Below are 21,794 nucleotides of genomic sequence, written 5' to 3'. Positions count from 1 at the left end.
GGGTGATCGCCGCGGCCGGGCCGGGAATGCGAATCGGGTCTTTGCGGGAACGCGGCCGGGTTCGGAGGTAATCGCGGTTCAGCGGGCGGCCGCGCGCAGGGCGGCCGGGTCGCGCAGCAGCTTTCCGGTGGCCGTGCGCGGCAGTTGCGGCAGGAAGGCCAGCCGGCGCGGCCGCTTGAAGGCGGCGAGCTGCCGGGCCAGCCGCTCCTGGACGAGCGCGTGATCCGCGCCGTCCTCGGCGGCGAGGTACGCCTCGATGGCGCCCTCGTCGAAGACGACCACGGCCTCGCGGACCTCCGGCAGGGCGGCCAGGGTCTGCTCGACCTCGGTGAGGTCCACCTTCAGGCCGCCGATCGAGACCTGCGAGTCCCGCCGGCCGAGCACGGTGACCAGTCCGGTGGCCCGGTCCAGGACGGCGGCGTCCCGGGTGTGCAGCCAGCCGTCCGACCAGCGGGTCGGGTCGTCCAGGCCGGGGTACGGCGAGGCGGCCGTCCTGAGCTGCAACTCCCCGGCCACCAGGCGAAGTTCCATCCCGTCCACCGGCTGTTTGGCCGGGTGCAGCCGGCCGGTCAGGTCGGTGGCGATGACACCGAGTTCGGTCATCCCGTACATGGTGCCGAGCGGGACGCCGTACCTGGCGGTGAAGGCGGCCGGCAGGCCCGGGCGCACCAGCTCCCCGGCCACCACCATCCGCCGCAGCCGGGGCAGCGGCGGGGGTGCGGCCGCGCCGGCCAGCAGCTCGGCGTGGAAGGGGACACCGATCAGGGTGGTCGGCCGCTCCTGCTCCGCGGCGACGGCGGCGAGGATGCCCGCAGCCGTCATCCGGGCCGGTGCGGTCAGCGGCGCGCGGGCGTGCAGGCTGTTCAGCAGTCCGCCGACCAGTCCGAGCACGTGCACCACCGAGGAGAGCAGCACCACCCGCTCGCCCTCCCCCGGGAAGTCCACCAGCTTTCGGTAGCAGGTGAGTTCACGGACGAGGTCACCGGCGGTGCGGGCGATGACCTTGGCCGGCCCGGTGGAGCCTGAGCTCAGCTGGACCAGCGCATGGCCGGTCGCGGCCGGGCGCCCGCCCGGCAGCCGGACGGCCACCGGGTCGACCTCGGAGAAGCCGCGCAGCGCCGCCGAGGTCCCGTGCTCGGACCCTACCAGCACCTGCGGGGCCAACCGTTCGACCGCGAGGGCGATCTCGTGGTCGGTCAACCGTTGGTCCAACAGGGCCACTTGGGCGCGCAGTTGCCAGCAGGCGAGCAGCGCGGCGACAAAGCCCAGCGAGGGCGGAAGCCGCAGTGCGGCCGTACCGCCCGGTGCCAGGCCGGCCGCGGCCAGCCGCTCGACCTGCTCGCCGACCAGGGCGCGCAGGGCGTCACGGTCGACGGGTGTACCGAAGTGAAGGCACTCCTCGCCCCCGGGGCCGGCCAGCAGCAACCGCTCCACCCAGTCGTGGGGGGCATCGGCGTGCGGCGGTGAAGAGGGCGGAAGTGAGAAGAGGGAAATGCCGGTCAACGCCACTCCACGCAGTGAGGAGATTTGACATGGACGCCGTTCTCAACCAATACGTTCAATTCCGTTGCCAGACCTTTGCACAGACGATTGGTCAAATCAAGGTCTATACCAATCTGGTGTAGACCTCCTACGCTGCCGAACCGGGACTGGCCCGAGCGCGGCCGTCCGGGAACGAGGATGCCCGTGGGACTACTCACGCTGGCCGGGATCGAGCGCGCTGCACGCGCCCAACTTCCCCCGGAAATATGGGACTTCATCGAGGGTGGCAGCGAAGCGGAACGCACCCTCGAGGCGAACCGGGAAATGTTCGCCCGCTATGCGTTGCGGCCGCGCGCGCTCGTCGACGTCTCGGGCTGCTCGACCGCCGTCCGGCTGCTCGGCTCCGAGCTCCGACTCCCGGTCGGGATTGCCCCGATGGCCTACCACCGTCTGGTCGATCCGGACGGCGAGATTGCGACCGCCCGGGCAGCCGGACGGGCAGGATCCCTGCTCGTCGCCGGCATCTTCGCCAGCGCCACCCTCGAATCCATCGCCGCCGCAGCCACCGGGCCGCTCTGGCTCCAGCTCTACTGGCTGCGCCGCCGTGACGCGCTCGCCGCGCTGGTCGAACGGGCCGAGGCGGCCGGCTACACCGCCCTGATGCTGACGGTGGACGCCCCCCGGATCGGGCGTCGGCTGCGCGACCTGCGCAACGGCTTCGCCGTCCCGTCGCACATCCGCGCCGTCAACCTCGACCCGGCCCTGATGGCCGCCAGCCACCGGGCCGGCGCCGGCTCCTCCGGCATCGCCGACCACGCGCTGGAACAGTTCGACCCCACCCTGACCTGGTCCGACCTGGCCTGGCTGCGCGAGCGCACCCGGCTCCCGATCGTCCTCAAGGGCATCCTCACCGCCGAGGACGCACGGCTCGCCGCCGAGCACGGGGCGGACGCCGTCGTGGTCTCCAACCACGGAGGCCGCCAGCTCGACGGCGCACTGCCCGCCCTCGCCGCCCTGCCCGAGGTCGCCGCCGCTCTTCCGCCGGACGTCCCGGCCCTGCTCGACGGCGGCGTCCGCACCGGTACCGACGTCGCGGTCGCGCTCGCCCTGGGGGCCCGCGCCGTCCTGGTCGGCCGGCCGGTGCTCTGGGGGCTCGCCACCGGGGGAGAGGCCGGCGCGGCCGCCGTCCTCGGCCTGCTCCGCGACGAACTGGAGCACACACTGGCCCTGTTGGGTCGCCCCACGCCCGCCGACCTGGACCGTACGGCCCTCGCACCCTGGCCCCTCTGACCACGGCCCGGCCGCCCGAAGATCTGCCCGCGCACCGCCTGCTCCCCTCTCGCGCACCACCCCGAGCACCCGCGCACCACCCCGCCCATCTCGCGCAACCACCCCGCCCATCTCGCGCAACCACCCCGCCCATCTCGCGCAACCACCCCGCCCATCTCGCGCAACCACCCGGCATACCTCTCGCAACCACCCGGCACAGCCGGCAACACCGCCCGGCAGCGGCCCCGACCGAAGGACCGACGACATGAAGAACCAGGACGCCTTCCCCGGCTGGGACTGGGACGACCCCGAGGGGCTCGCCGCGCGCCTCGACGAGGTCAGCGACCGGGTCGCCACCTGCAAGACCCTCGAACCGGCCGACCGGCTCCCGCGCGACCACCAGGAGTTCCGCGAACTCGGCCTCACCGGCATCGAGTTCGCCGCCTTCCGGACGGCCCACCCGGCCGGCCTCGGCACCGACCTCACGGCTCTGTCCAGCTCCGACGCCGCCACCGAGCCCGGCACCCTTTACCGCGTCGACGGCGACCGCTGGTTCACCCAGCTCGACATCGCCCGGCCGCTGCCGTTCGCCGACGCCAGCGTCGACTGGGTCTACGCCGAGCACCTGATCGAGCACGTCACCCTGCCGGTCGCCGTCGGCTGGCTGCGCGAGGCCCGGCGCGTGCTGCGCCCCGGCGGCGTCCTGCGCCTCACCACCCCGGACCTCGCCCGCTACCTGGCCGGTTACGTCACCGACGACGGCTTCCTCGCCAGGCACCGCCGCCGCCTCACCACCATGGGCTTCGGCCCGCCGATGCCGAAACGCCCGGCCTTCCTGGTCAACCAGATCTTCCGGTACTACGGTCACCAGTGGATCTACGACCTGGACGAGCTGTGCCACGTCCTCACCCGGGCCGGCTTCGAGCCCGGGCAGATCCGCCACTGCGCCTACCGGCAGGGCATCCGCGCCGACGTCGCCAACCTCGACACCGCCTTCCGCACCGACGAGACGATCTACGTCGAGGCGGACCGCTGACCTCGACCGGCACGTCCGACCGGACGATCCCAACCGGCCCACCAGACCCTGACCCCGAGCCGCCGGCCCGAGCCGGTGACCCGGCCGCGCACCCCACAGTTCGACGGGACGACCCATGCCACTGCACCCCCAGGCCAAGGCCCTGCGCGAGCGCCGCGCGCGGGCCGGCACGCCACCGCTCTACACCCTCACCCCGGCCGAGGCCCGGGCCGCCGACCTCGCCGACATCCGGGCCGCGGCCGGCACCCCCGAACCCGTCGCCGCCGTCGAGGAGCACCGCATCCCCGGCCCGGGCGGCGAACTCGCGCTCCGCCTCTACCGCCCGGAGCGGACCGCCGGCCCGGCACTCCCCGCCCTGCTGTACCTGTTCGGCGGCGGCTGGACCCTCGGCTCGCCCGACACCAGTGACGCGATCTGCCGCCGCCTCACCAACGCCGTCGGCTGCGTCACCGCCTCCGTCGGCTACCGCCTCGCCCCCGAACACCCCTTCCCCGCCGCCGTCCACGACTGCCGGGCCGCCGCGCGCTGGCTGGCCGGACACGCTGCCGGCCTCGGCATCGACCCGACACGCCTGGCCGTCGGCGGCGACAGCGCTGGCGGCAACCTCGCCGCCGCGCTGACCCTGCTCGCCCGCGACGAGGGCGGCCCGGCCCTTCGCCACCAACTGCTCGTCTACCCCAACACCGACCACCGGGCCGACACCGCCTCGCTGCGCGAACACGACGACCCGGCGCTCTTCAACCGCCGCTCGGTCGCCTGGTACTGGGGCCACTACCTGGCCGACCCCGCCGACGGGGACCACCCGCACGCCTCCCCGCTGCGCGCCCCGAGCCTCGCCGGGCTGCCACCCGCCACCGTGATCACCGCCGAGTACGACCCGCTGCGGGACGAGGGCGAACGCTACGCCGACGCGCTGCGGGCGGCCGGCGTCCCCGTCGAATCCCGGCGGTACGCGGGCATGCCGCACGGCTTCTTCGCCATGACGGGCGTCCTGGACGCCGCCGGCGACGCCCAGCGGTACGCCGCCGACCGGCTGCGCGAGGCCCTCCGGTGAGCGCGCCCGAGCCGCCGGAGCCCGTCCCGCCGCTGGAACTGGCCGAGCTGCACGCCTCCCTCGCCGACCCGCTGCTGGACGCGATGACCTTCCTCAACGAGGTCACCACCCGCTACCCCGACGCGGTCTCCTTCGCCCCCGGCCGGCCCTACGAGGGCTTCTTCGAACCCGAGGACGTCCACACCTACCTGGACACCTACCTGGACCACCTGGCGGACCGGGGCGCCGGCCGGGACGCGGTCCGGACCACGCTCTTCCAGTACGGGCCGACCAAGGGGGTCATCGCCGGCCTGGTCGCCCGTACCCTCGCCAACGACGAGGGCCTGGCCGTCCCGCCCGAGGCCCTGGTGCTGACCGTCGGTGCCCAGGAGGGCATGCTGCTGACGCTGCGTGCCCTCTGCGCCGGCCCGGACGACGTCCTGCTGGTCAGCTCGCCCTGCTACGTCGGCGTGACCGGCGCCGCCCGGCTGCTCGATCTGACCACCGTCCCGGTGCCCGAGGGCCCCGACGGCGGCCCGGACCCGCAGGCCGTCTGCGCCGCGGCCCACGCCGTGCGGGCCGGGGGGCGGCGCCCGCGCGCGCTCTACGTCGTCCCCGACTTCGCCAACCCCTCCGGCACCAGCATGCCCGTCCCCGCCCGGGCCCGGCTGCTGGACGCCGCGGCCGGGGAGGGCCTGCTCGTCATCGAGGACAACCCGTACGGCTTCTTCGCCCGCGACCCAGGTGAGCGGCCCACGCTGAAGGCCCTGGACCGGCGACGCCAGGTCGTCTACCTCGGCTCCTTCGCCAAGACCTGCTTCCCCGGCGCCCGCCTCGGCTACGTCGTGGCCGACCAGGAGGTGGCCGGGCCCGGCGGGCGGCGCTCGCTGCTGGCGGACGAGCTGGCCAAGCTGAAGAGCATGACGACGGTCAACACGCCGGCGCTCAGCCAGGCCGTGATCGGTGGCATGCTGCTGCGCCACGGCTGCCGGCTGCGCGCAGCCAACGCCGGGGCGACGGCCCACTACGCGGCCAACATGACCGTGTTGCTACGGGAGTTGGAGCGGCACTTCCCCGCGGCGGAGCGCCACCGGCTGGGCCTGTCCTGGAACCGGCCGGAGGGCGGCTTCTTCGCCGTGCTGACGGTGCCCTTCCCGGCCGACGAGGCGGCCATGGAGCGGTGCGCCCGGGACCACGGGGTGCTCTGGACCCCGATGGCGCCGTTCTACCCGGCCGGCGGTGGAGAGCGGCGGCTGCGGCTCTCCATCAGTGCCCTGACGGAGCATCAGATCGTCGACGGGGTCGCCGCGCTGGCCCGCTTCGTCCGCGAGCAGGCCGCACCAGGTCCGACCGCCTAGGTCCGGACGGGAGCCAGGTGCCACCGAGGCGGGGCCGGGGCCGAACAGCCCCGGCCCCGCCTCGCCGTCCGTCCGGCCTCAGCGCACCCGCGTGGAGAACAGCCGTGCGGACCAGTACACCGCCGCCACCGTCATCACCACGACGACCAGCAGCCCCTGCCAGACCACGCTGTCCCCGACGCGGCCGGAGAACAGGGCCCGCATGCCCTCCACGGCCCAGTAGAAGGGGTTCCACCTGGCCAGCGACTGCAGCCACACCGGCGCCAGCGCCAGCGGCAGCAGGACGCCGGAGAGCAGCGCGATCGGCTGCGCGAGGGTGTTCACCACCGGCGCCATCGCCTCGTCGGCCGGGAGCAGCAGGGCGATGCCGTAGGAGATCGCCGAGGTCATCAGGGCCAGCAGGCCCAGCAAGAGGTAGGCCAGCAGCAGGTCCACCGGGCCGACCCGCAGGCCGAACGGCAGCGCCACCAGGGTGATGATCACGGCCTGCACCAGCAGCGCCACCGTCTCGCGCAGCGCCCGGCCGAGCAGCAGCGCCAGCCGGCTGACCGGGGTCACCCGGGCCCGCTCGATGATGCCGGACTTGAGCTCGCCGAGCAGGCTGAAGCCGGTGTAGAGGCCGCCGAAGATGCAGAGCACCGCCAACAGGCCCGGAACGTAGATCTGGTAGGCCGCGGCGTAGGTGGTCGCGCCCATCGGTTCCAGGACCTTCTTGAGCAGCGGCGCGAACAGCAGCAGGTAGAACACCGGCTGGATCACGCCGACGGCGATCCAGACCGGCGTTCGCCACATCAGCAGCAGCTGCCGCTGGAAGACCAGCCAGGTGTCACGGGCGAGCTTCAAGAGAGCCCCTTGGGGTGTCGGAGGTCAGGCCTGCTCGATCGAGCGGCCCGTGCGGGCCAGGAACACGTCGTCCAGGCTGGGCCGTTGCAACTGCACCGTGCCGGGCACCACGCCCGCGCCGTCGAGCGCGCGCAGCAGCTGCGGGATCGCGGCGGCGCCGTCGTCCAGGTAGAGCCGCAGGCCGCCCTCGCCCTGCGCCTCCAGGCGGTGCAGGTAGGCCTGTTCGCGCAGGGCGTTGGTGGCCCGTTCGGTTTCCCCGGCGGGCAGGCCGACGAGGACGACGTCGCCGGAGATCTCCCGCTTGAGGGTCTCGGGCGTGCCCTCGGCGACGACTTCGCCGTGGTCGACGATCGCCACCCGGTCGCAGAGCGCGTCGGCCTCCTCCAGGTAGTGGGTCGTCACCACGACGGTCATGCCCTCGTCGCGCAGCCGGCGGATCTCCGCCCAGACCTGGCCCCGGCCGGCGGGGTCGAGGCCCACGGTGGGCTCGTCCAGGAAGAGCACCCGGGGGGCGTGGATGACGCCGAGTGCGATGTCCACCCGGCGGCGCTGACCGCCGGAGTAGGTGCGGCACGGCCGGTCGGCGAACTCGGTGAGCTCGAAGGCCTTCAGGGCCTCCTCGGCGCGTTGCAGGGCCGCGGCCTTTCCGGTGCCGTGCATCCGCGCCTGGAGCACCAGCTCCTCGCGGGTGCTGACGGCGTCGGTGGTGCCGCCGCCCTGGGCGACGTAGCCGATGCGGCGGCGGACGTCGGCAGGGTCGGCGAGCAGGTCGGCGCCGGCGATCCGGGCCTCGCCGCCGTCCGGGCGGATGAGCGTGGCGAGCATGCGCAGAGTGGTCGTCTTGCCGGCGCCGTTGGGGCCGAGGAAGCCGAAGATCTCACCTGCCGCCACGTCCAGGTCGATGCCGCGGACGGCGTCGACGGCGGCCTGACCGCGTTGTTTGGACGGATAGGACTTGCGAAGTCCCTTGGTCTCGATCAACCAGAACTCCCGTGCGGGGATGGGTTGCCGGGGCACCTGGGATGCGGTGCTGCGGAGGGGGCGCCGCCGAACGCGGCACTGCGCGCCACCCTAGGGTCTGCGGCGCCCCTGAAACAATGGCCTAGACCAATGGATTCTGCCGGTCCGTTCCGCCCACCACCAGCGACTCCAGCCGGTCGGCCGCCGCCACGGCCCCGCCGCCGGCCAGCAGTTCGGCCCCGACGCGAACGGCGGCCGCCCGGTGGTCCTCCGAGTCCAGAACGGTGCGCAGCCGCGCCGCCAGCTGCTTCGGCGTCACCCGGGCGAACGGCACCCGCAGCCCGGCGCCGGCCGCCGTGACCTGCGCCGCGACGAACGGCTGGTCGTGCCGGATCGGTGCGGTGACCAGCGGCAGCCCGTGCGCCAGAGCCTCGCCGACGGTGTTCATCCCGCCGTGGCAGAGCACCGCGTCCAGCGCGCCGCGGGCCATCAGCTCCAGCACCGGTGCACGGTCCACCGCGACGGCGTGACGGGGCAGTTCGGGCAGAAGCGCGCGCGGAGCCGCGATCACCGGCTGCACGTCGTCGCCGCAGAGCGCCAGCGCCCGGACGGCCCGGGTGTGGAAGCCGGTGCCGAGCTCGCCGGCCAGCGTGCCCATGGTGACCAGCACCCTGCGCCGCCCGTGCTCCAGTCGCTCCCACGGGAACGCCGGATCGGCGGGCCGCTCGGTCAGCACCGGCCCGACCAGTGCCACGTGCTCCGGGAACGCCGCGCCGGTCAGCGCCGGGCCGGTGAGCGCCAGCACCAGGGCGGGGGAGAAACGCGGATCGGTGTACTCGCCCTCGGGCAGCCCGGCCCGCTGCCAGAGGCCGCGCAGCAGCCCGGTCATCCAGGCTTCCACCTGCGGCAATGCCCGCATCGGCCGCCCGAGTTCCATCCCGCCCGGCGCCAGGCTCGCCCACGGCAGCCCGTACCGGTGCGCGACCAGGGCGCCCGCCGGCGTGTGCTGGTCGACCAGCAGTGCGTCCGGCCGGAACTCCCGCACCACCGCGTCCAACGGCTTCGCCGTGAACCGCGCGTACGGGACGATGAACCCCTCCCAGAGGGAGCGCAGGGCGGCCAGCCCGTGCCCGCCCTGCGCCCGGAACGCCCGGGTGCCGGTGCCCAGGACGGCCGCTTCGGGCCCGAGCAGCGGCCGCAGGACCGACTCGGTGCCCGTCCAGGCGACTTCGTGCCCGCGCGCGGTCAGCTCGCGGGCGATGCCGACGGTCGGATTGACGTGTCCGGTCAGCGGAGGCACGACCAGCAGGAACCGGCTCATCGGGCTGCCCCTTCGGGCAGAAGGCGTTGCACCTCGGCGACGGTCAGTGCCTCCAGAGCGCCGAGGTCCAGCCCGGCGCGCAGCGCGGCCAGGCCGGCCGCGGTACCGAATCGCTCGGTCAGCAGGGCGTCCAGCAGGGCGAGTTCGCACTCGTCCAGCAGCAGATCGGCGTCCAGCCGCGCCTGCGGGGTGATCAGTGCGGCCCACTCCGGCGGCGCGTCGGCGGCCTTGACCAGCAGCTCGACCAGCTCCGGGCGGACCGGGACAGGGGGGAAGGACGGTTCACGATGGGTCATGGGGGTGGCTCCACCAGCTCGACGGCAGGGGGCGGATGATGGCGGGGGGCGGGTGCGCAGACTCGCGCCCGAACGGCCCGAGATCACTTGTGCGACCCGTCGGGCGTCGGAATACTAGCCCGCGTGACCGCACTGGAGGCAGTGGCCGTCCACCTTCCCCACCACACCGTGCCCATCGAGGCGGTGGGCGAGCGCATCGGCCTGACCCCACGTCAACTTCGACTCTTCCGCCGCTTCCACGGCCTGGACCAGCTGCGACTGGACCCGGACGGGACGCTGCCCGACCTGCTCGGCGCCGCCGTCGAGGCACTACCGGAGCTGCGCGGACGCGAACGGCACGTCCGTTTCGTGATCCACGCGCGCAGCATGCCGGTGGCGGTGCCGTACCCGCTCAACCCGCTGCACCAACTGCTCGACCGCTACGGCCTGGCACGCGCCGGCGCCTTCACCGTGACCCACCACGCCTGCGCGGTGGGCCTCCTGGCCGTCGACCTGGCCGGCCGGCTGCTGGCCGGCACCGACGACCCGGAGGCGCTGGCCCTGGTCCTGGCCGGGGAGAAGACCTTCACCAAGGACGCCCAGGTGGTGCCCGAGACGGGGATCTTCGCCGAGGGTGCGGCCGCCTGCCTGGTCCGCGCGACCGGCGAGCGCAACCGCGTGCTCTCCTACGCCGTCCGCCACCGGCCCGAGTTCGACGGCCGCCTGGCCGGGGATCCGGACCTGCTCGCCCGCTACCAGCGGGAGTACCCGACGGTGATGATCGAGGCGATCGAGGCCGCCCTCGACCAGGCAGGTCTGGACCTCTCGGACGTGGCGGTGGTCCTTCCGCACAACGTCAACCAGGCGTCCTGGCGGATGATCTGCCGCCGGATCGGGTACCCGGTGGAAAAGGTGGTGCTGGACAACGTGCCCTCGGTCGGGCACAGTTTCGCTGCAGACAGCCTCATCAATCTCCACACCGCCACCACACGGGGGCTGCTCCGCCGCGGCGACCGCTACCTGATCGCCGCCGCCGGTGTCGGAGCCACCTTCTCCGCCATGGCCGTTCAGCACTGAGGCACCGTCAGTCGGACGAGTGCAGGGCGAGCACAGGCGATGCCGTGGCACGGCGAGGACGACCACACCCTCGGCCGCGGCTTCCACCGCACCCATTCACCTTTCATGCACGACGGGACGGGACATCCATGCCAGACCCCGCGGTCCAGACCACTGAAGCCGAGCTGCGCGAGCGGATCCTGAAGAGCCTCGGCGAGCTGCTGCCCCGCGTACTCAAGCGCGACCTCTCCGAGATCCCCGAGAACGCCTGCCTCTTCGACGACCTCGGCCTCACCTCGGCGGGCACCATCGAGCTGATCCTGGAGGTCGAGGAGGCGCTCGACATCCAGGTCGACGTCGAGAAGATCGGCGAGGACGACCTGCGCTCGGTGACCAGCCTGGCCGACTACGTGGCCGGCCACATCATCCCCGAGGACTGACCGGGTGGCCGCCGCTTCCGCCCCCGGCCTGGCCGTCACCCGGGTCGTGGCGGGGTACGTCGACGGCCGGTCGGAGGCCTCGCTCGACCCGGACCTGCGGGTCTTCGTCTCCGATCTGGTCCGCCCGTACGGGCTGCCGTTGCGTGAGGACCTGCTGACCGAGGGTGTCGGCCACTCCTACGAGGAGATGGCCGAGGGGTTGCTGCGCGAGGCGCTCGCCGACGGCCGGCCGGTCGACCTGCTGATCCTCGCCTTCGACTCCCCGGACGTCCGCCCGGGGGCGCCGAGTTCGCTGGCCCTCAGCCGCTCCTGCCCGGGCGAGCCGCTCGCCTTCGCGCTCTGCGACCAGGGCTCGGCCGCGGCCTTCAGTGCCCTGCGGATCGCCGCCGAGTACCACCGGACGGGTGCCTGCCGCCGGGCGGTGGTGGTGCTGGCCGAGCAGACGGCGCTGCACCACCGGGCGGCCGAACCGGTCGAGCTGCCCGAGCGGCACTGTGCTGTCGTGCTGGTCTGCGAGGAGGCAGAGGGCCATGAATTGACGATCCATCAGATCTTTTCGGCCGATGCCGAACTCGCGGCGAAGACGGTCCGGGTGGAGGCGGAGGCGCTGGGGGAGGGTGCGGCGGTGCTGCTCGGCCCCGGTCTGGCGGTCGGCCCCGGCCTCGACGGCGTGGTCGAGGTACCCGGCGGCCAGCCGTTCACCGGGCTCTGGTCCGCGCTGGCCGAGCGGCTCCCCGCCTGGCGGGCCGAAGGGCGGCCCGTCCTGGCCGCCGGTCTCGACCGCCGGCTCGGCGTGCTCAGCACCCTGACCCTGCGGGCCGGGCCATGATCGACCTGCCCGACCTGCCCGACCTGCCCGACCTGCCCGACCTGCCCGACCTGTGCGATCCGGCGGATGTGCCCGACTCGGTGGGCCCGGACGGCCCGGCGGATGTGCCCGACCTGGTCGATCTCTGGGTCATACCGACCGACCAACCCGATCCCGTGGTGCGGGCGCTGCGCACCCTGCTGGACCTCGGCGAACGCGCCCGAGCCGCCGGATCGGCCCCTGGGGCAGGCCGCCGCTTCACGGTTGTGCACGGCGCCGTCCGGCTGCTCGTGGCCGAACGCCTGGGCCTGCACCCGGCCGAACTCACCTGGCGCCTCGGCCCGCACGGCAAGCCCGAGCCGGTCGGCGAAGGCCGCACGCCCGGTGTCAGCTACTCCGCTTCCGGTGCCCGCGCCGTCCTCGCCCTCACCGACGGCCGGCAGGTCGGCGCCGACGTCGAGGAGGTCCACGATCCGCGCGTCGCGGCCCGGATAGCCCACCGCTACTTCCCGGGCGCCGAGGCCGCGGCGCTGGCCGCGTCCGCCTCGCCCGCCGCCCTGGCCGAGCGCTTCACCGAGCTCTGGTGCCGCCGCGAGGCCTGTGTGAAGGCGTACGGCGGTCGGCTGGTGCAGGGGTTCGCCCTGCCGCTGGCCGGTCCGGCGCCGGTCGTCCTGGCCGACGTGGGCGCCCTCGGCGACGGCCCCTGCCGGATCGACGACGCCCCGGTGCCGGGGCCGTTCCGGGCCGCGGTGGCGGCCGTCGGCGACCGCCCGTTCCGGCTCCGCCTTCATCGGTGGTCCGCTCCGACAGTACTGACCGATCCTTTCTCATCGCATATTTGACGGTCAGTCAGATCTCCGGAACTCTTGGTCTGGACCACTTTCCCGGTCGCTGATAGCGTCCCGGTCCGCACCTCGCTGAGACCCCACTGAGAATCACCGAGACCCCGACTTTCAGACCCTTCAGACCCTTCAGACCCCCCTTGGACCCCCGGCGAGCCGAAGGGCACGGACGACGTGACAGAGACCAGCCGGCGGATCACCGTCCGGTACAGCGGCGCGAGCAGCGGCTCCGGGCCGCTCACCCTCGGCCAGGACAACATGATCCGCTGCATCCGGCGCGACCAGCCCGCCCAGATCAACAAGGAGTCGGTCTGGCCGGTGCCCGACGGCACCACCCTGCCCGCCGCCCTCGACGCGCTGCGCGTCCTGGTCGAGCGGCACGAATCCCTGCGCACCGTCTTCCCGCCCGGCCCCGGCCCGGAGGCGTTCCCGGAGCGCCAGGAGGTCCGCGGCGAGGGCGAGTTCACCGTCACCGTACTCGACACCGGAGACCTTGCGGAGACCGAACTCGACAGGCTGGCCGAGGAGTCGGGCCGTCGCGAGGTGGCAGTCCCGTTCGACCTGGCGGACGGCATCCGGCTCCGCTTCACCCTGCTGGCCGACGCCGACCGGGCGTTGCGGCTGATCGTGGTGGTCTGCCACGCCGGCGCGGACGGCGTCGCGACCACGCTGCTGATCCAGGACTGGCTGGTGCTCGCCGCCGGCAAGGAGCTGCCGCCCGCAACGGCCCGGACCCCGTTGGAGGTGGCCGCCCGGGAACGGAGCGACCAGGGCCGGCGCAAGGCCGCCGCAGGGCTCGGGCACTGGGAGAGGATCCTGGCCACCGGCCCGCAGGCGGTCTTCGCCGACTCCCGGATCACCGGCCCCGCGGACAACGTCGCCGCCGTCGTCCTGCGCTCCCGCGCGGCCGGTGCCGACCTCGCCGCCGCCTCGCGGCGGACCGGCGCGAGCCCCTCGGTCGTCCTGCTCGCGGCGTTCGCCGCCCTGGTCGCCCAGCGCGCCGGCCACTCCACACTGGTGCTGGCCGCTCTCTCCGCCAACCGCCAACGCGCCGCGATGGCCGACCACATCGGCACGCTCGCCCAGGACGCCCTGCTCGCGCTGGACGCCGGCGCCGTCGACCTGGACGAGCTGATCGGCCGCACCAAGGCCGCTTCGCTCGCCGGCTACTGGCACAGCACCCTCCCTGCCGGGAAGGTCTGGCAGCTGATCGAGGACGTCGCCCACCTGCGCGGCGCCCGCTTCGCCCGGCAGGTCGTCGTCAACGACCTCAGTCCGGCCATCCCCGAGGCGATGTCCGACGCCCGCCCGGCCCCGGTCGGCGACCCCGAACTGACCTGGCTGCCCGACCAGCCGCTCCCGGTCCGCATCATGCTCACCGTCCTCCGGACCTCCGGCAGCCTGGAGTTCGCCCTGCTCACCTGCCCGCAGGTGCTCGACCGGACGGAGGCCGAGCGGTTCGCGCTCGCCCTGCCGGCCCTCCTCGGGGCCGCCGCACACGGGCCGTTCCCACTCGCCGACCTGCCCGCCCTGACCGGTGTGCCGTCCGCCGTCCGGACCGGCGCCTGGGAACTGATCGACGGCTGCTGGATCGACCTGGAGGCCGTCCGGGCCCTGGTCGCCGGCGCCCTCGGTACCACCGTGAGCACCGCGGTCGAACGCGTGGACGGCCGCCTCGTCGCCCGCATCGCCACCCACGATCCGGCGCTCACCCCGCTCGCCGCCCACCGGGCGGTGGTGGCGGCTCTCCCCGGCCACGACACCGCGATGGCGCCGCACCACTACCTCGTGCACACGGCCACCGGCGCCCTCCCGGACGGGCTGCCGCCCTGGAGCACCCTGCCGGTCACCGCCGAAGGCACCGGCCGCGACCCGGCGATCGCCGGCCCCGCCGCGGGCCCTCCGGGAGGAACGCCGTAGTGCTCGCCCGGAGTTGTGATCAGTGGTGGAGAAATGCGTCGGAGGCACGTCGATATCCCCCTGTTCGAGGCCGGCAGCGCAACCAGGTTCTTCGCCCGGTATCTCCGGGCCTCGCCCGACCGGTCGGGGCGACCGCTCCGGCCACGGGACCGCGCCACCGCCCCCGCCACGTGCCGAGCGGGCGTCCACGCACGATCCCTCAGCGGCGCCGGCGGTCGTTGAGCCGGGCGGCCTGGCGCGTCAGGTGGTCGCGCTCGGCGAGGTCGTGCGCCTTCCGGGCCGCCTCGGCGTACAGCCGTGCCGCCGTCGCCACGTCGCCGTCGCGCTCGTGGAGGTACGCCGCCACCGCGGTGTGGCGGGGCAGCGCGTCGTCCAGCGCCACGAGCGCGGCCAGGCCGGCGCGTGGTCCGTCGGCCTCTCCGACGGCCACCGCCCGGTTGAGCCGCACGACCGGGCTGTCCGTCAGCTGTACGAGCTCGTCGTACCACTCGACGATCTGCACCCAGTCGGTCTCCCCGGCGGTGGGCGCGTCGGCGTGCAGTGCCGCGATGGCGGCCTGGGCCTGGAACTCGCCCAGCCGGTCGCGGGCGAGGGCCGCCTGCAGGATGCCGACGCCCTCGGCGATCGCCCTGGTGTCCCACCGGGCGCGGTCCTGCGCGGCGAGCGGCACCAGGCTGCCGTCGGGTGCCGTCCGGGAGGCGCGCCGGGCGTGGTGGAGCAGCATGAGGGCGAGCAGCCCCGCCACCTCGGGGTGGTCGACCTGGGTCGCGAGCTGCCGGGTGAGCCGGATGGCCTCGGCGGCGAGGTCGACGTCGCCGGAGTAGCCCTCGTTGAAGACCAGGTAGAGGACGCGCAGGACGGTGGCGACGTCACCGGGCCGGTCGAGGCGCGTGCCGGAGACGGTGCGCTTGGCCCGGCTGATGCGCTGTGCCATGGTCGCCTCGGGCACCAGGTAGGCCTGCGCGATCTGGCGGGTGGTCAGCCCGCCGACGGCACGCAGCGTGAGCGCGACCGCGGACGACGGCGTCAGCGACGGGTGGGCGCACAGGAAGTAGAGCTGGAGCGTGTCGTCCACCGCGGGTGCGGGCCCGGGCGCCGGCTCTTCGTCGACGAGGTCCTCACGCCGGCGGCGGGCGGCGTCGGACCGGGTCGCGTCGAGGAACCTCCGCCAGGCCACGGTGATCAGCCAGCCCTTCGGGTCCCGCGGCGGGTCGTCCGGCCAGACGCGGACCGCCTCGACCAGCGCTTCCTGCACGGCGTCCTCGGCCGCCGCGAAGTCGGCTCCGCGGCGGACGAGGACGGCGAGCACGCTCGGTGTGAGGCTCCGGAGCAGGGCCTCGTCCATCGATGAGGTCACTCCGTGATGGTGGGCGGCGCGGACAGGAAGGGGCGCAGCTCGAGCCACTCGTGGATCGGCTTCCCACCCGCCCCGGGGGCGGCCGACAGCTCCCCGGCCAGCTCGACGGCGCGCTCGTAGCTGTCGACGTCGATCACCATCCAGCCGGCGATGAGGTCCTTGGTCTCGGCGAACGGGCCGTCGGTGACCGGCGGGCGCCCCTCGCCGTCGTACCGGACGAACGTCCCCCCGGGGGCGAGTGCCTGACCGTCGACGAACTCACCGGTCTTCTCGAGCCGGGCCGCGAAGTCGTTCATGTACTGCACGTGCGCCGAGATCTCCTCCGGCGTCCACTGGTCCATCGGCACGTCGTTGACCGAAGCCGGGGCGCCACGGTAGTGCTTGAGCAGCAGGTACTTGGCCATCGTGTTTCTCCTCGGTACTGGTGCGGCCCATTGTGGTCGCTTTCACTGCGGGGACGGAGCCGGTCACCGGCTCTCGACATCGCGGGCGGAATTATTTTGGCGCCCGGGACGAGCCGGGTGAGCCGCCTCGCGGCGCTCCGGTCCGCGGCGCCCCGGTCCGCGGCGCTCCGGTCCACGGCGCGGCGCGGCGTGGCGCGAGGTCGGGACGGAGCGAGGTCCGGCGCCGTGTCCGGCAGGCCCGGCCCGGACGCCGGGGGCCCGGGGACAACGCCGGCCCGCCCCTCGCCGCCGGTCACCTCACCTCCCACCCACGCCGCCTCCGGTGCGGGCCCGGCCGTGCGGGCAGAGACTGGTGGTGGATCCTGCCGCCGAGGCTGGGAGAGCCATGCTGCTCGGACTCACCACCGCGCTGGTCGCGACCGTCTGCTTCGGCTTCGGGTCGGTCTTCCAGGCCCGCGGCGCCCGGTCGGCTCCCCGGGCGGACCGGGTGCGGGTCGGGCTGCTGGCCGCGCTGGCCCGCTCCTGGCAGTTCCTGCTCGGCACCGGCCTGGACATCGCGGGCTTCGCGCTGAGCATCGTCGCGCTGCGCACCCTTCCGCTCTTCCTCGTCCAGGCGGTCACCAACGCCAGCCTGGCCGTCACCGCGCTTGCCGCCGCCCGGCTGCTCGGCGCCAGGCTGCGCCGCTCCGACCTGGCCGGGATCGCGGCGGTGGTGGCCGGCCTGACCCTGCTCGCGCTCGGCTCCGGCCACGAGGGCCGCGACCACGCCCCGCCCGCCTTCCACTGGTCGCTGCTGGCCACCACGGCGCTGATGCTGCTGCTCACCTTGGTGCTGGCCCGGCGCAGCGGCAACGCGGCGGCGGCCGGCCTCGGCCTGCTCGCGGGCGTGGGCTTCGGTGTGACCAGCCTGGCCGTGCGCGTCCTGGACGCCGCCGGCCCGGCGGACGTCTTCACCGATCCGGCGGCGTACGCGCTCGCCGCCGGCGGGCTGGGCGGCTACCTCGCGTACGCGCTCGCCCTGCAACGCGGGACGGTGACGGCGGCGACGGCCGCAGGGTCGGTCGCCGAGACCTTCGGCCCGGCCCTGGTGGGGGTGGCCGCGCTCGGGGACGCGGCGCGCCCCGGCTACGGCTGGTGCGCGCTGACCGGCTTCGCGGTCGCGGTCGGCGGCACCTTCGTCCTCTCCCGCTTCGGCGAGGTGGAGCCCGAGGTGGGCCCCAGCGCTCGCCCGGCCCCGGACGAGGCCGCCGAGGCCGCGCTGCCACCCCGGTAGGCCGGCGGACGGCCTCGAGCACCTCGAACGACACGTACAGCCCGAACGGCACCCACGCCCCGAACGACACCCGTACCGCGAACGACACCTGCGCACCCCGAACGGTGCCCGGTCGCCCGGACGGCGCCGCCGTGCGAAGGTGGCTTGCCGGGCAAAACATGACGGACCGAACACCGGACGAACCGAGCAGGCACAGGCCACACAGCACAGGTCACGCCGGGCTCACGCGCCGGACGCACATTCGGGACCCCCGCGCCCGACCCGGCCGACGGCGCGGCGCGCACAGAGCGGCAGGAGCCATGACGGACGAAGCCCAGCACTCCTTCCGGAAGCCATTCCGGAAGCCCCGCCGGCCCGTGGCCGACCCGCCGGTGGTCCTGGTGACCGGTGCTTCCTCGGGCATCGGCGCCGCCACGGCGACCCGCCTCGGTACGGCCGGCTGGCAGCTGCTCCTCTCCGGAACCGATCGCGCCCGCCTGGACGATGTCGCCGCCCGCACCGGCGGCCGGGCCCTGCCCGAGGACCTCGCCAAGCCGGACGGCCCGCAGCGCCTCGCCGAATCCGCCCTCGCCGCCGCCGGCCGGGTGGACGCGCTGATCGCCAGCGCCGGCCTCGGCTGGCGCGGCCCCTTCGCCGAGACGCCCACCGACACCCTGGACCGGATGATCGAGGTCAACCTCGCGGCCCCGCTGCGTCTGGTCCGCCTCCTCCTGCCCGGAATGCTGGAGCGCGGCCGCGGCCGGATCGTGCTGCTCGGCTCCATCGCCGGCCAGGTCGGCGTGCGCGACGAGGCCGCCTACGCCGCGACCAAGGCCGGGCTGGCGATGTTCGCCGAGAGCCTCTGGTACGAGCTGCGCGGGACGGGCGTCGGCGTCCGGATCGTGCTGCCGGGTGCGGTCGAGACCCCGTTCTTCGCCCGTCGCGGCACCCCGTACCAGCGCGAACGCCCCCGCCCGGTCACTCCCGAAGTGGTCGCCGAGACCGTGTTCGCCACTCTCACCACCGCCTGTGACCGGCCGTTCGTCCCGCGCTGGCTCGGCTTCCCGGCCCGGATCCACGGCGTCGCACCGGGGGCGTTCCGGCGGATGGCCGCCCGGTTCGGCTGAGGCAGGCGCCGATGGACCGGGCCCGTACCGTCCGCCGGGCCGCCCTGGCGGTGGCAGGCGTCCAGCTCGTCCACCTCTCCCCGGCCGCCGTCCGGCTGACCGCCGTCCGCCGAACGGTGGCCCGCCGCACCGCCGGGTACGGCACCGAACCCCGCCATGTGGCACTGACCTTCGACGACGGCCCGGACCGGCGCAGCACGCCGTACATCCTCGACGCCCTCGACGGCATCGGAGCCCGCGCCACCTTCTTCCTGCTCGGCGCGATGCTGGAACGCGCCCCGGGCCTCGGCCGCGAACTGGTGGCCCGCGGCCACGAGGTGGCCGTCCACGGCTGGCACCACCGGCAGCAGTGGTACCCGGCCCCCGGGCGCGATCTGCGGGAGCTGCGCCGCGCCACCGAGGCGGTCACCAGGCTCTGCGGTGCCCGGCCGCGCTGGTACCGCCCGCCCTACGGCGTCCGCACGGCCGGCCCGGCGCTGGCCGCCCACCGCCTCGGCCTGCGCACCGTCCTCTGGACGGCCTGGGGCCGGGACTGGACCGACCGCGCCACCGCCGACTCCGTCTTCGTGACCGCCCGCCCCGGTCTCACCGGCGGCGCCACTCTGCTGCTCCACGACTCGGACTGCACCTCGGCCCCCGGCTCCTGGCGTGCCACCCTCGGCGCCCTCCCGCTGATCGCCGCCCACTGCCGGAGCCACGGCCTGACCCTCGGCCCGCTGCGCGACCACGGCGTGGCGTGACGCGCCGGGCGGCCGGCCGCAGCTCCACGTGCTCCGGGCCCACGTGCTTCGGCCCACGTGCTCCGGAACCGCCCGATCCGGCCCCTGGTACCCGCCCTACTCCGCCCTGCTACAGCCCTGATACCGCTCTGGTACAGCCCTGCTAGAGCCCCACCCGCTCCAGCGCCGCCCCGAACCCCGTCCGCCATCCCTCCGGGGAGGCGCCGGGGGAGGGGGCCGGGGAGGGGCGGTCCAGGGCGGCGAGGGCGTTGCGGACGACCTCGGCGGGGCCGGCCGAGGTCACGTCGGCGTGGCCCAGCTCCAGTTCGTGCTGGAGGTTGTCGCGGCCGTGCCCCTGGACGACGTCCAGCAGGAGCAGCCGGCGGCCGAGCGCCCGCGCCTCGCTGCAGGTGTCGCCGGAGCTGGTCACCACCAGGTCGGCGGCGGTCATCAGCGCCGGGATCCGGTCGGTGTACCCGAACGGGTGCAGGTTGGGGCGGGGCCCGGCGGCGTGCCGGAGCCGGTGCTCCAGCTCGCGGTTGCGGCCGGCCACGGCGAGCACGTGCGGCCCGGCGTCCGCCAGCGAGGCCGCCGTCCGGGCGAGCGGGCCGAGGCCCCAGGACCCGGACATCAGCAGCACGCACCGCGCGTCCGGCGGCACACCGCACTCGGCCCTGGCCTGCGCCCGCCCCGGCGGGCGGTAGAACGGCTCCCGCAGCGGCGCGGGCAGTACGGCGACCGCCGCCTCGGGGCGGTAGCGCCGCACCGCGCACGCGGCGACCTCGGAGGTGACCAGGAAGAGGTCGGTGCCGGCCTGCACCCAGAGCCGGTGGGGGGTGACGTCGGTGCAGAGGACGAGGTGGCGGAAGCCGGGCGCGCCGTGGTCCCTGCCCAGCCGGTTCACCGCCGAGGTCGCGGTGGCGAACACCGACACCACCAGCTCCGGCCGCTGCTCGGCGACCAGCTTCCGCAGGGCCGGCACCAGCCGGGTCCGAGCCGCCGCGTCGGCGAGCAGCGCGATCCGGGCGCCGGGCCGCAGCGCGGAGAAGTGGAAGGCGTCGTAGACCCCGGGCAGGCCGAGCAGCCGGCGGAAGACCAGCTCCCCGGCTGCGCCGGACCGTTGGCCGAGCAGGGCCATCGCGTCCACGGTGCTGGTGGTCCACCCGCGGTCGTGCAGCGAGTCCGCGCAGGCCTGGGCCATCACGTCGTGGCCCTGTCCGAGCGAGCCGGAGACCAGCAGCGCGTGCGGCACCGGGCGCGGCCTCAGGAAGTGCCCGGAGCGGGCTTGGGCGCGGGGGCCGGCGCCGCCTCGTCCCGGTACCAGTCGGCGTACCGCCGTACCCCGTCCGCGAAGTTGGTACGCGGCGACCACCCCAGCAGCCGCTTGGCCTGCGCGGCCGAGATGCGGCGCCCGGAGTAGTCGGCTGCCCGCGCCTCGATGTGCTCGATGCTGACCGGACCGAGCAACCGGTCGACGGTGTCGGCGATGTCCCGCACCGAGATCGCGGTCGAGCCCTCCAGGGCGAAGGTCTGGTCCTCGGCGGCGGGGGAGAGGGCCCGGACGTGGGCGTCCGCGAGGTCCTCGACGTAGACGAAGTTGCGGCTCTGCCGGCCGTCCCCCGCGATGGTGATCGGCCGTCCGGCCAGTGCCGCCTGCACGAACCGGGCGACCACCAGCTCGTCCCGCATCCGCGGCCCGTACGGGATGCCGTAGCGCAGGATGGTGAAGTGCCCCCCGTAAAGCTCCCGGTAGCTGTGCACCAGCATCTCGGCGGCGAGCTTGGTGGCGACGTACAGGTGCCCGCTGTGGTCCAGCTCGATCGGCACGTGCTCGTCCAGCTCCTGCTCGCCGTTGTCCATCCCGGCCTCGGCGAGCGCGGCGCCGTAGACCCAGACGGTGCTGGCCAGCACGGTGCGGCTGAGCCCGCTGCGCCGGGCCGCCTCCAGGACGGCCTCGGTGCCGTCGATGTTGGTGCGCACGGCGCGGACCGGGTCGGCGGCGACGTGTTCGACGTCGGCCATCGCGGCGAGGTGGAAGACCACCTCGCTGCCGTCCAGGGCGGCGGTGAGCGCGGGCAGGTCCAGGATGTCGATCCGGGCGTGCTCGGCGCCGGGGTTGAGGTACTTGTCGGTGGTGTCCACCGCGAGCACCTCGTGCCCGGCCGACAGCAGCCGGTCCACGACGTGTGAGCCGATGAATCCGCACCCCCCGGTGACAGCTACGCGCACGTTCTCTCTCCTTCTCCGGCTGGCTGGGTCGGGGCTCTCCGGACGGCGGGGTGCTCCCGGCTG

Annotated in this window: 21 protein-coding genes; 12 read left to right on the top strand and 9 right to left on the bottom strand. The window is 74.6% G+C overall.

What is annotated here, in order from left to right; genetic code table 11:
* Positions 1-78 precede the first annotated feature (78 nt).
* On the bottom strand, positions 79-1,503 hold the full coding sequence (locus ACZ5WK_RS11565) for a class I adenylate-forming enzyme family protein (RefSeq protein WP_465547145.1): 1,425 nt from the start codon (positions 1,501-1,503) through the stop codon (positions 79-81).
* A 177-nt stretch (positions 1,504-1,680) separates the two neighbouring features.
* On the opposite strand from ACZ5WK_RS11565, the gene ACZ5WK_RS11560 reads away from it, so the two are divergent.
* The 4 genes from ACZ5WK_RS11560 (at position 1,681) to ACZ5WK_RS11545 (ending at position 6,178) form a co-directional block, all read left to right on the top strand.
* Positions 1,681-2,772 (top strand): alpha-hydroxy acid oxidase, encoded by a 1,092-nt coding sequence (locus tag ACZ5WK_RS11560; protein ID WP_465547144.1) that lies wholly within the window; start codon positions 1,681-1,683, stop codon positions 2,770-2,772.
* A gap of 244 nt (positions 2,773-3,016) precedes the next feature.
* Positions 3,017-3,787 (top strand): class I SAM-dependent methyltransferase, encoded by a 771-nt coding sequence (locus ACZ5WK_RS11555; RefSeq protein WP_465547143.1) that lies wholly within the window; start codon positions 3,017-3,019, stop codon positions 3,785-3,787.
* A gap of 115 nt (positions 3,788-3,902) precedes the next feature.
* A complete protein-coding gene (locus ACZ5WK_RS11550; protein WP_465547142.1) occupies positions 3,903-4,841 on the top strand; it encodes an alpha/beta hydrolase in 939 nt (312 codons plus the stop codon).
* A complete protein-coding gene (locus ACZ5WK_RS11545) occupies positions 4,838-6,178 on the top strand; it encodes an aminotransferase-like domain-containing protein (RefSeq protein ID WP_465547141.1) in 1,341 nt (446 codons plus the stop codon). Before ACZ5WK_RS11550 ends, ACZ5WK_RS11545 begins: the two co-directional genes overlap by 4 nt.
* Before the next feature lie 78 nt (positions 6,179-6,256).
* On the opposite strand, the gene ACZ5WK_RS11540 is transcribed toward ACZ5WK_RS11545, so the two are convergent.
* From ACZ5WK_RS11540 to ACZ5WK_RS11525, 4 genes are all read right to left on the bottom strand, one after another.
* The gene (locus tag ACZ5WK_RS11540; RefSeq protein WP_465547140.1) at positions 6,257-7,021 is read right to left on the bottom strand and encodes an ABC transporter permease; all 765 of its coding nucleotides are present in this window, start codon (positions 7,019-7,021) and stop codon (positions 6,257-6,259) included.
* Between the two features lie 24 nt (positions 7,022-7,045).
* Positions 7,046-8,002, bottom strand: a complete 957-nt coding sequence (locus ACZ5WK_RS11535; protein ID WP_465547139.1) for an ATP-binding cassette domain-containing protein — start codon at positions 8,000-8,002, stop codon at positions 7,046-7,048.
* Between the two features lie 121 nt (positions 8,003-8,123).
* Positions 8,124-9,302 (bottom strand): glycosyltransferase, encoded by a 1,179-nt coding sequence (locus ACZ5WK_RS11530; RefSeq protein ID WP_465547138.1) that lies wholly within the window; start codon positions 9,300-9,302, stop codon positions 8,124-8,126.
* Positions 9,299-9,598, bottom strand: coding sequence for a hypothetical protein (locus ACZ5WK_RS11525; protein ID WP_465547137.1), 300 nt, complete (start codon positions 9,596-9,598; stop codon positions 9,299-9,301). The genes ACZ5WK_RS11530 and ACZ5WK_RS11525 overlap by 4 nt, the downstream gene beginning before the upstream one ends.
* 123 nt (positions 9,599-9,721) lie before the next feature.
* On the opposite strand from ACZ5WK_RS11525, the gene ACZ5WK_RS11520 reads away from it, so the two are divergent.
* The 5 genes from ACZ5WK_RS11520 (at position 9,722) to ACZ5WK_RS11500 (ending at position 14,643) form a co-directional block, all read left to right on the top strand.
* The gene (locus ACZ5WK_RS11520) at positions 9,722-10,654 is read left to right on the top strand and encodes a 3-oxoacyl-[acyl-carrier-protein] synthase III C-terminal domain-containing protein (RefSeq protein ID WP_465547136.1); all 933 of its coding nucleotides are present in this window, start codon (positions 9,722-9,724) and stop codon (positions 10,652-10,654) included.
* Between the two features lie 128 nt (positions 10,655-10,782).
* Positions 10,783-11,073: an acyl carrier protein gene (locus ACZ5WK_RS11515; protein ID WP_465547135.1), complete on the top strand. Its 291-nt coding sequence runs from the start codon at positions 10,783-10,785 to the stop codon at positions 11,071-11,073.
* A gap of 4 nt (positions 11,074-11,077) precedes the next feature.
* Positions 11,078-11,902 (top strand): hypothetical protein, encoded by an 825-nt coding sequence (locus tag ACZ5WK_RS11510; protein ID WP_465547134.1) that lies wholly within the window; start codon positions 11,078-11,080, stop codon positions 11,900-11,902.
* Entirely contained in the window at positions 11,899-12,723 is an 825-nt protein-coding gene (locus ACZ5WK_RS11505; RefSeq protein WP_465547133.1) for a 4'-phosphopantetheinyl transferase family protein, read from the top strand. The genes ACZ5WK_RS11510 and ACZ5WK_RS11505 overlap by 4 nt, the downstream gene beginning before the upstream one ends.
* A gap of 174 nt (positions 12,724-12,897) precedes the next feature.
* Positions 12,898-14,643 carry a condensation domain-containing protein gene (locus tag ACZ5WK_RS11500; RefSeq protein WP_465547132.1) on the top strand — a complete coding sequence of 582 codons (1,746 nt, stop codon included), beginning with the start codon at positions 12,898-12,900 and terminating at the stop codon, positions 14,641-14,643.
* Between the two features lie 199 nt (positions 14,644-14,842).
* Here the strand turns inward: ACZ5WK_RS11500 and ACZ5WK_RS11495 are convergent, their stop codons facing one another.
* Together ACZ5WK_RS11495 and ACZ5WK_RS11490 are read right to left on the bottom strand one after the other, a co-directional pair.
* Entirely contained in the window at positions 14,843-15,988 is a 1,146-nt protein-coding gene (locus ACZ5WK_RS11495; RefSeq protein WP_465547240.1) for an RNA polymerase sigma factor, read from the bottom strand.
* 8 nt (positions 15,989-15,996) lie between these two features.
* Positions 15,997-16,404, bottom strand: a complete 408-nt coding sequence (locus ACZ5WK_RS11490; RefSeq protein WP_396322234.1) for a YciI family protein — start codon at positions 16,402-16,404, stop codon at positions 15,997-15,999.
* A 385-nt stretch (positions 16,405-16,789) separates the two neighbouring features.
* Between ACZ5WK_RS11490 and ACZ5WK_RS11485 the strand changes: the two genes are divergently transcribed.
* From ACZ5WK_RS11485 to ACZ5WK_RS11475, 3 genes are all read left to right on the top strand, one after another.
* Entirely contained in the window at positions 16,790-17,677 is an 888-nt protein-coding gene (locus ACZ5WK_RS11485; protein ID WP_465547131.1) for a hypothetical protein, read from the top strand.
* 299 nt (positions 17,678-17,976) lie between these two features.
* Positions 17,977-18,783 (top strand): SDR family NAD(P)-dependent oxidoreductase, encoded by an 807-nt coding sequence (locus ACZ5WK_RS11480; RefSeq protein WP_465547130.1) that lies wholly within the window; start codon positions 17,977-17,979, stop codon positions 18,781-18,783.
* A gap of 11 nt (positions 18,784-18,794) precedes the next feature.
* Positions 18,795-19,523 (top strand): polysaccharide deacetylase family protein, encoded by a 729-nt coding sequence (locus ACZ5WK_RS11475; protein WP_465547129.1) that lies wholly within the window; start codon positions 18,795-18,797, stop codon positions 19,521-19,523.
* A gap of 142 nt (positions 19,524-19,665) precedes the next feature.
* Here the strand turns inward: ACZ5WK_RS11475 and ACZ5WK_RS11470 are convergent, their stop codons facing one another.
* Together ACZ5WK_RS11470 and ACZ5WK_RS11465 are read right to left on the bottom strand one after the other, a co-directional pair.
* Positions 19,666-20,754 (bottom strand): MGDG synthase family glycosyltransferase, encoded by a 1,089-nt coding sequence (locus ACZ5WK_RS11470; protein WP_465547128.1) that lies wholly within the window; start codon positions 20,752-20,754, stop codon positions 19,666-19,668.
* 11 nt (positions 20,755-20,765) lie between these two features.
* Positions 20,766-21,731: an NAD-dependent epimerase/dehydratase family protein gene (locus tag ACZ5WK_RS11465; protein ID WP_465547127.1), complete on the bottom strand. Its 966-nt coding sequence runs from the start codon at positions 21,729-21,731 to the stop codon at positions 20,766-20,768.
* Positions 21,732-21,794 lie beyond the last annotated feature (63 nt).

This window comes from Kitasatospora sp. NPDC032757 (genome assembly GCF_055579305.1).
The sequence above is the reverse complement of the archived record's forward strand: the minus strand, read 5'-3'. Positions and strand labels throughout refer to the sequence as shown.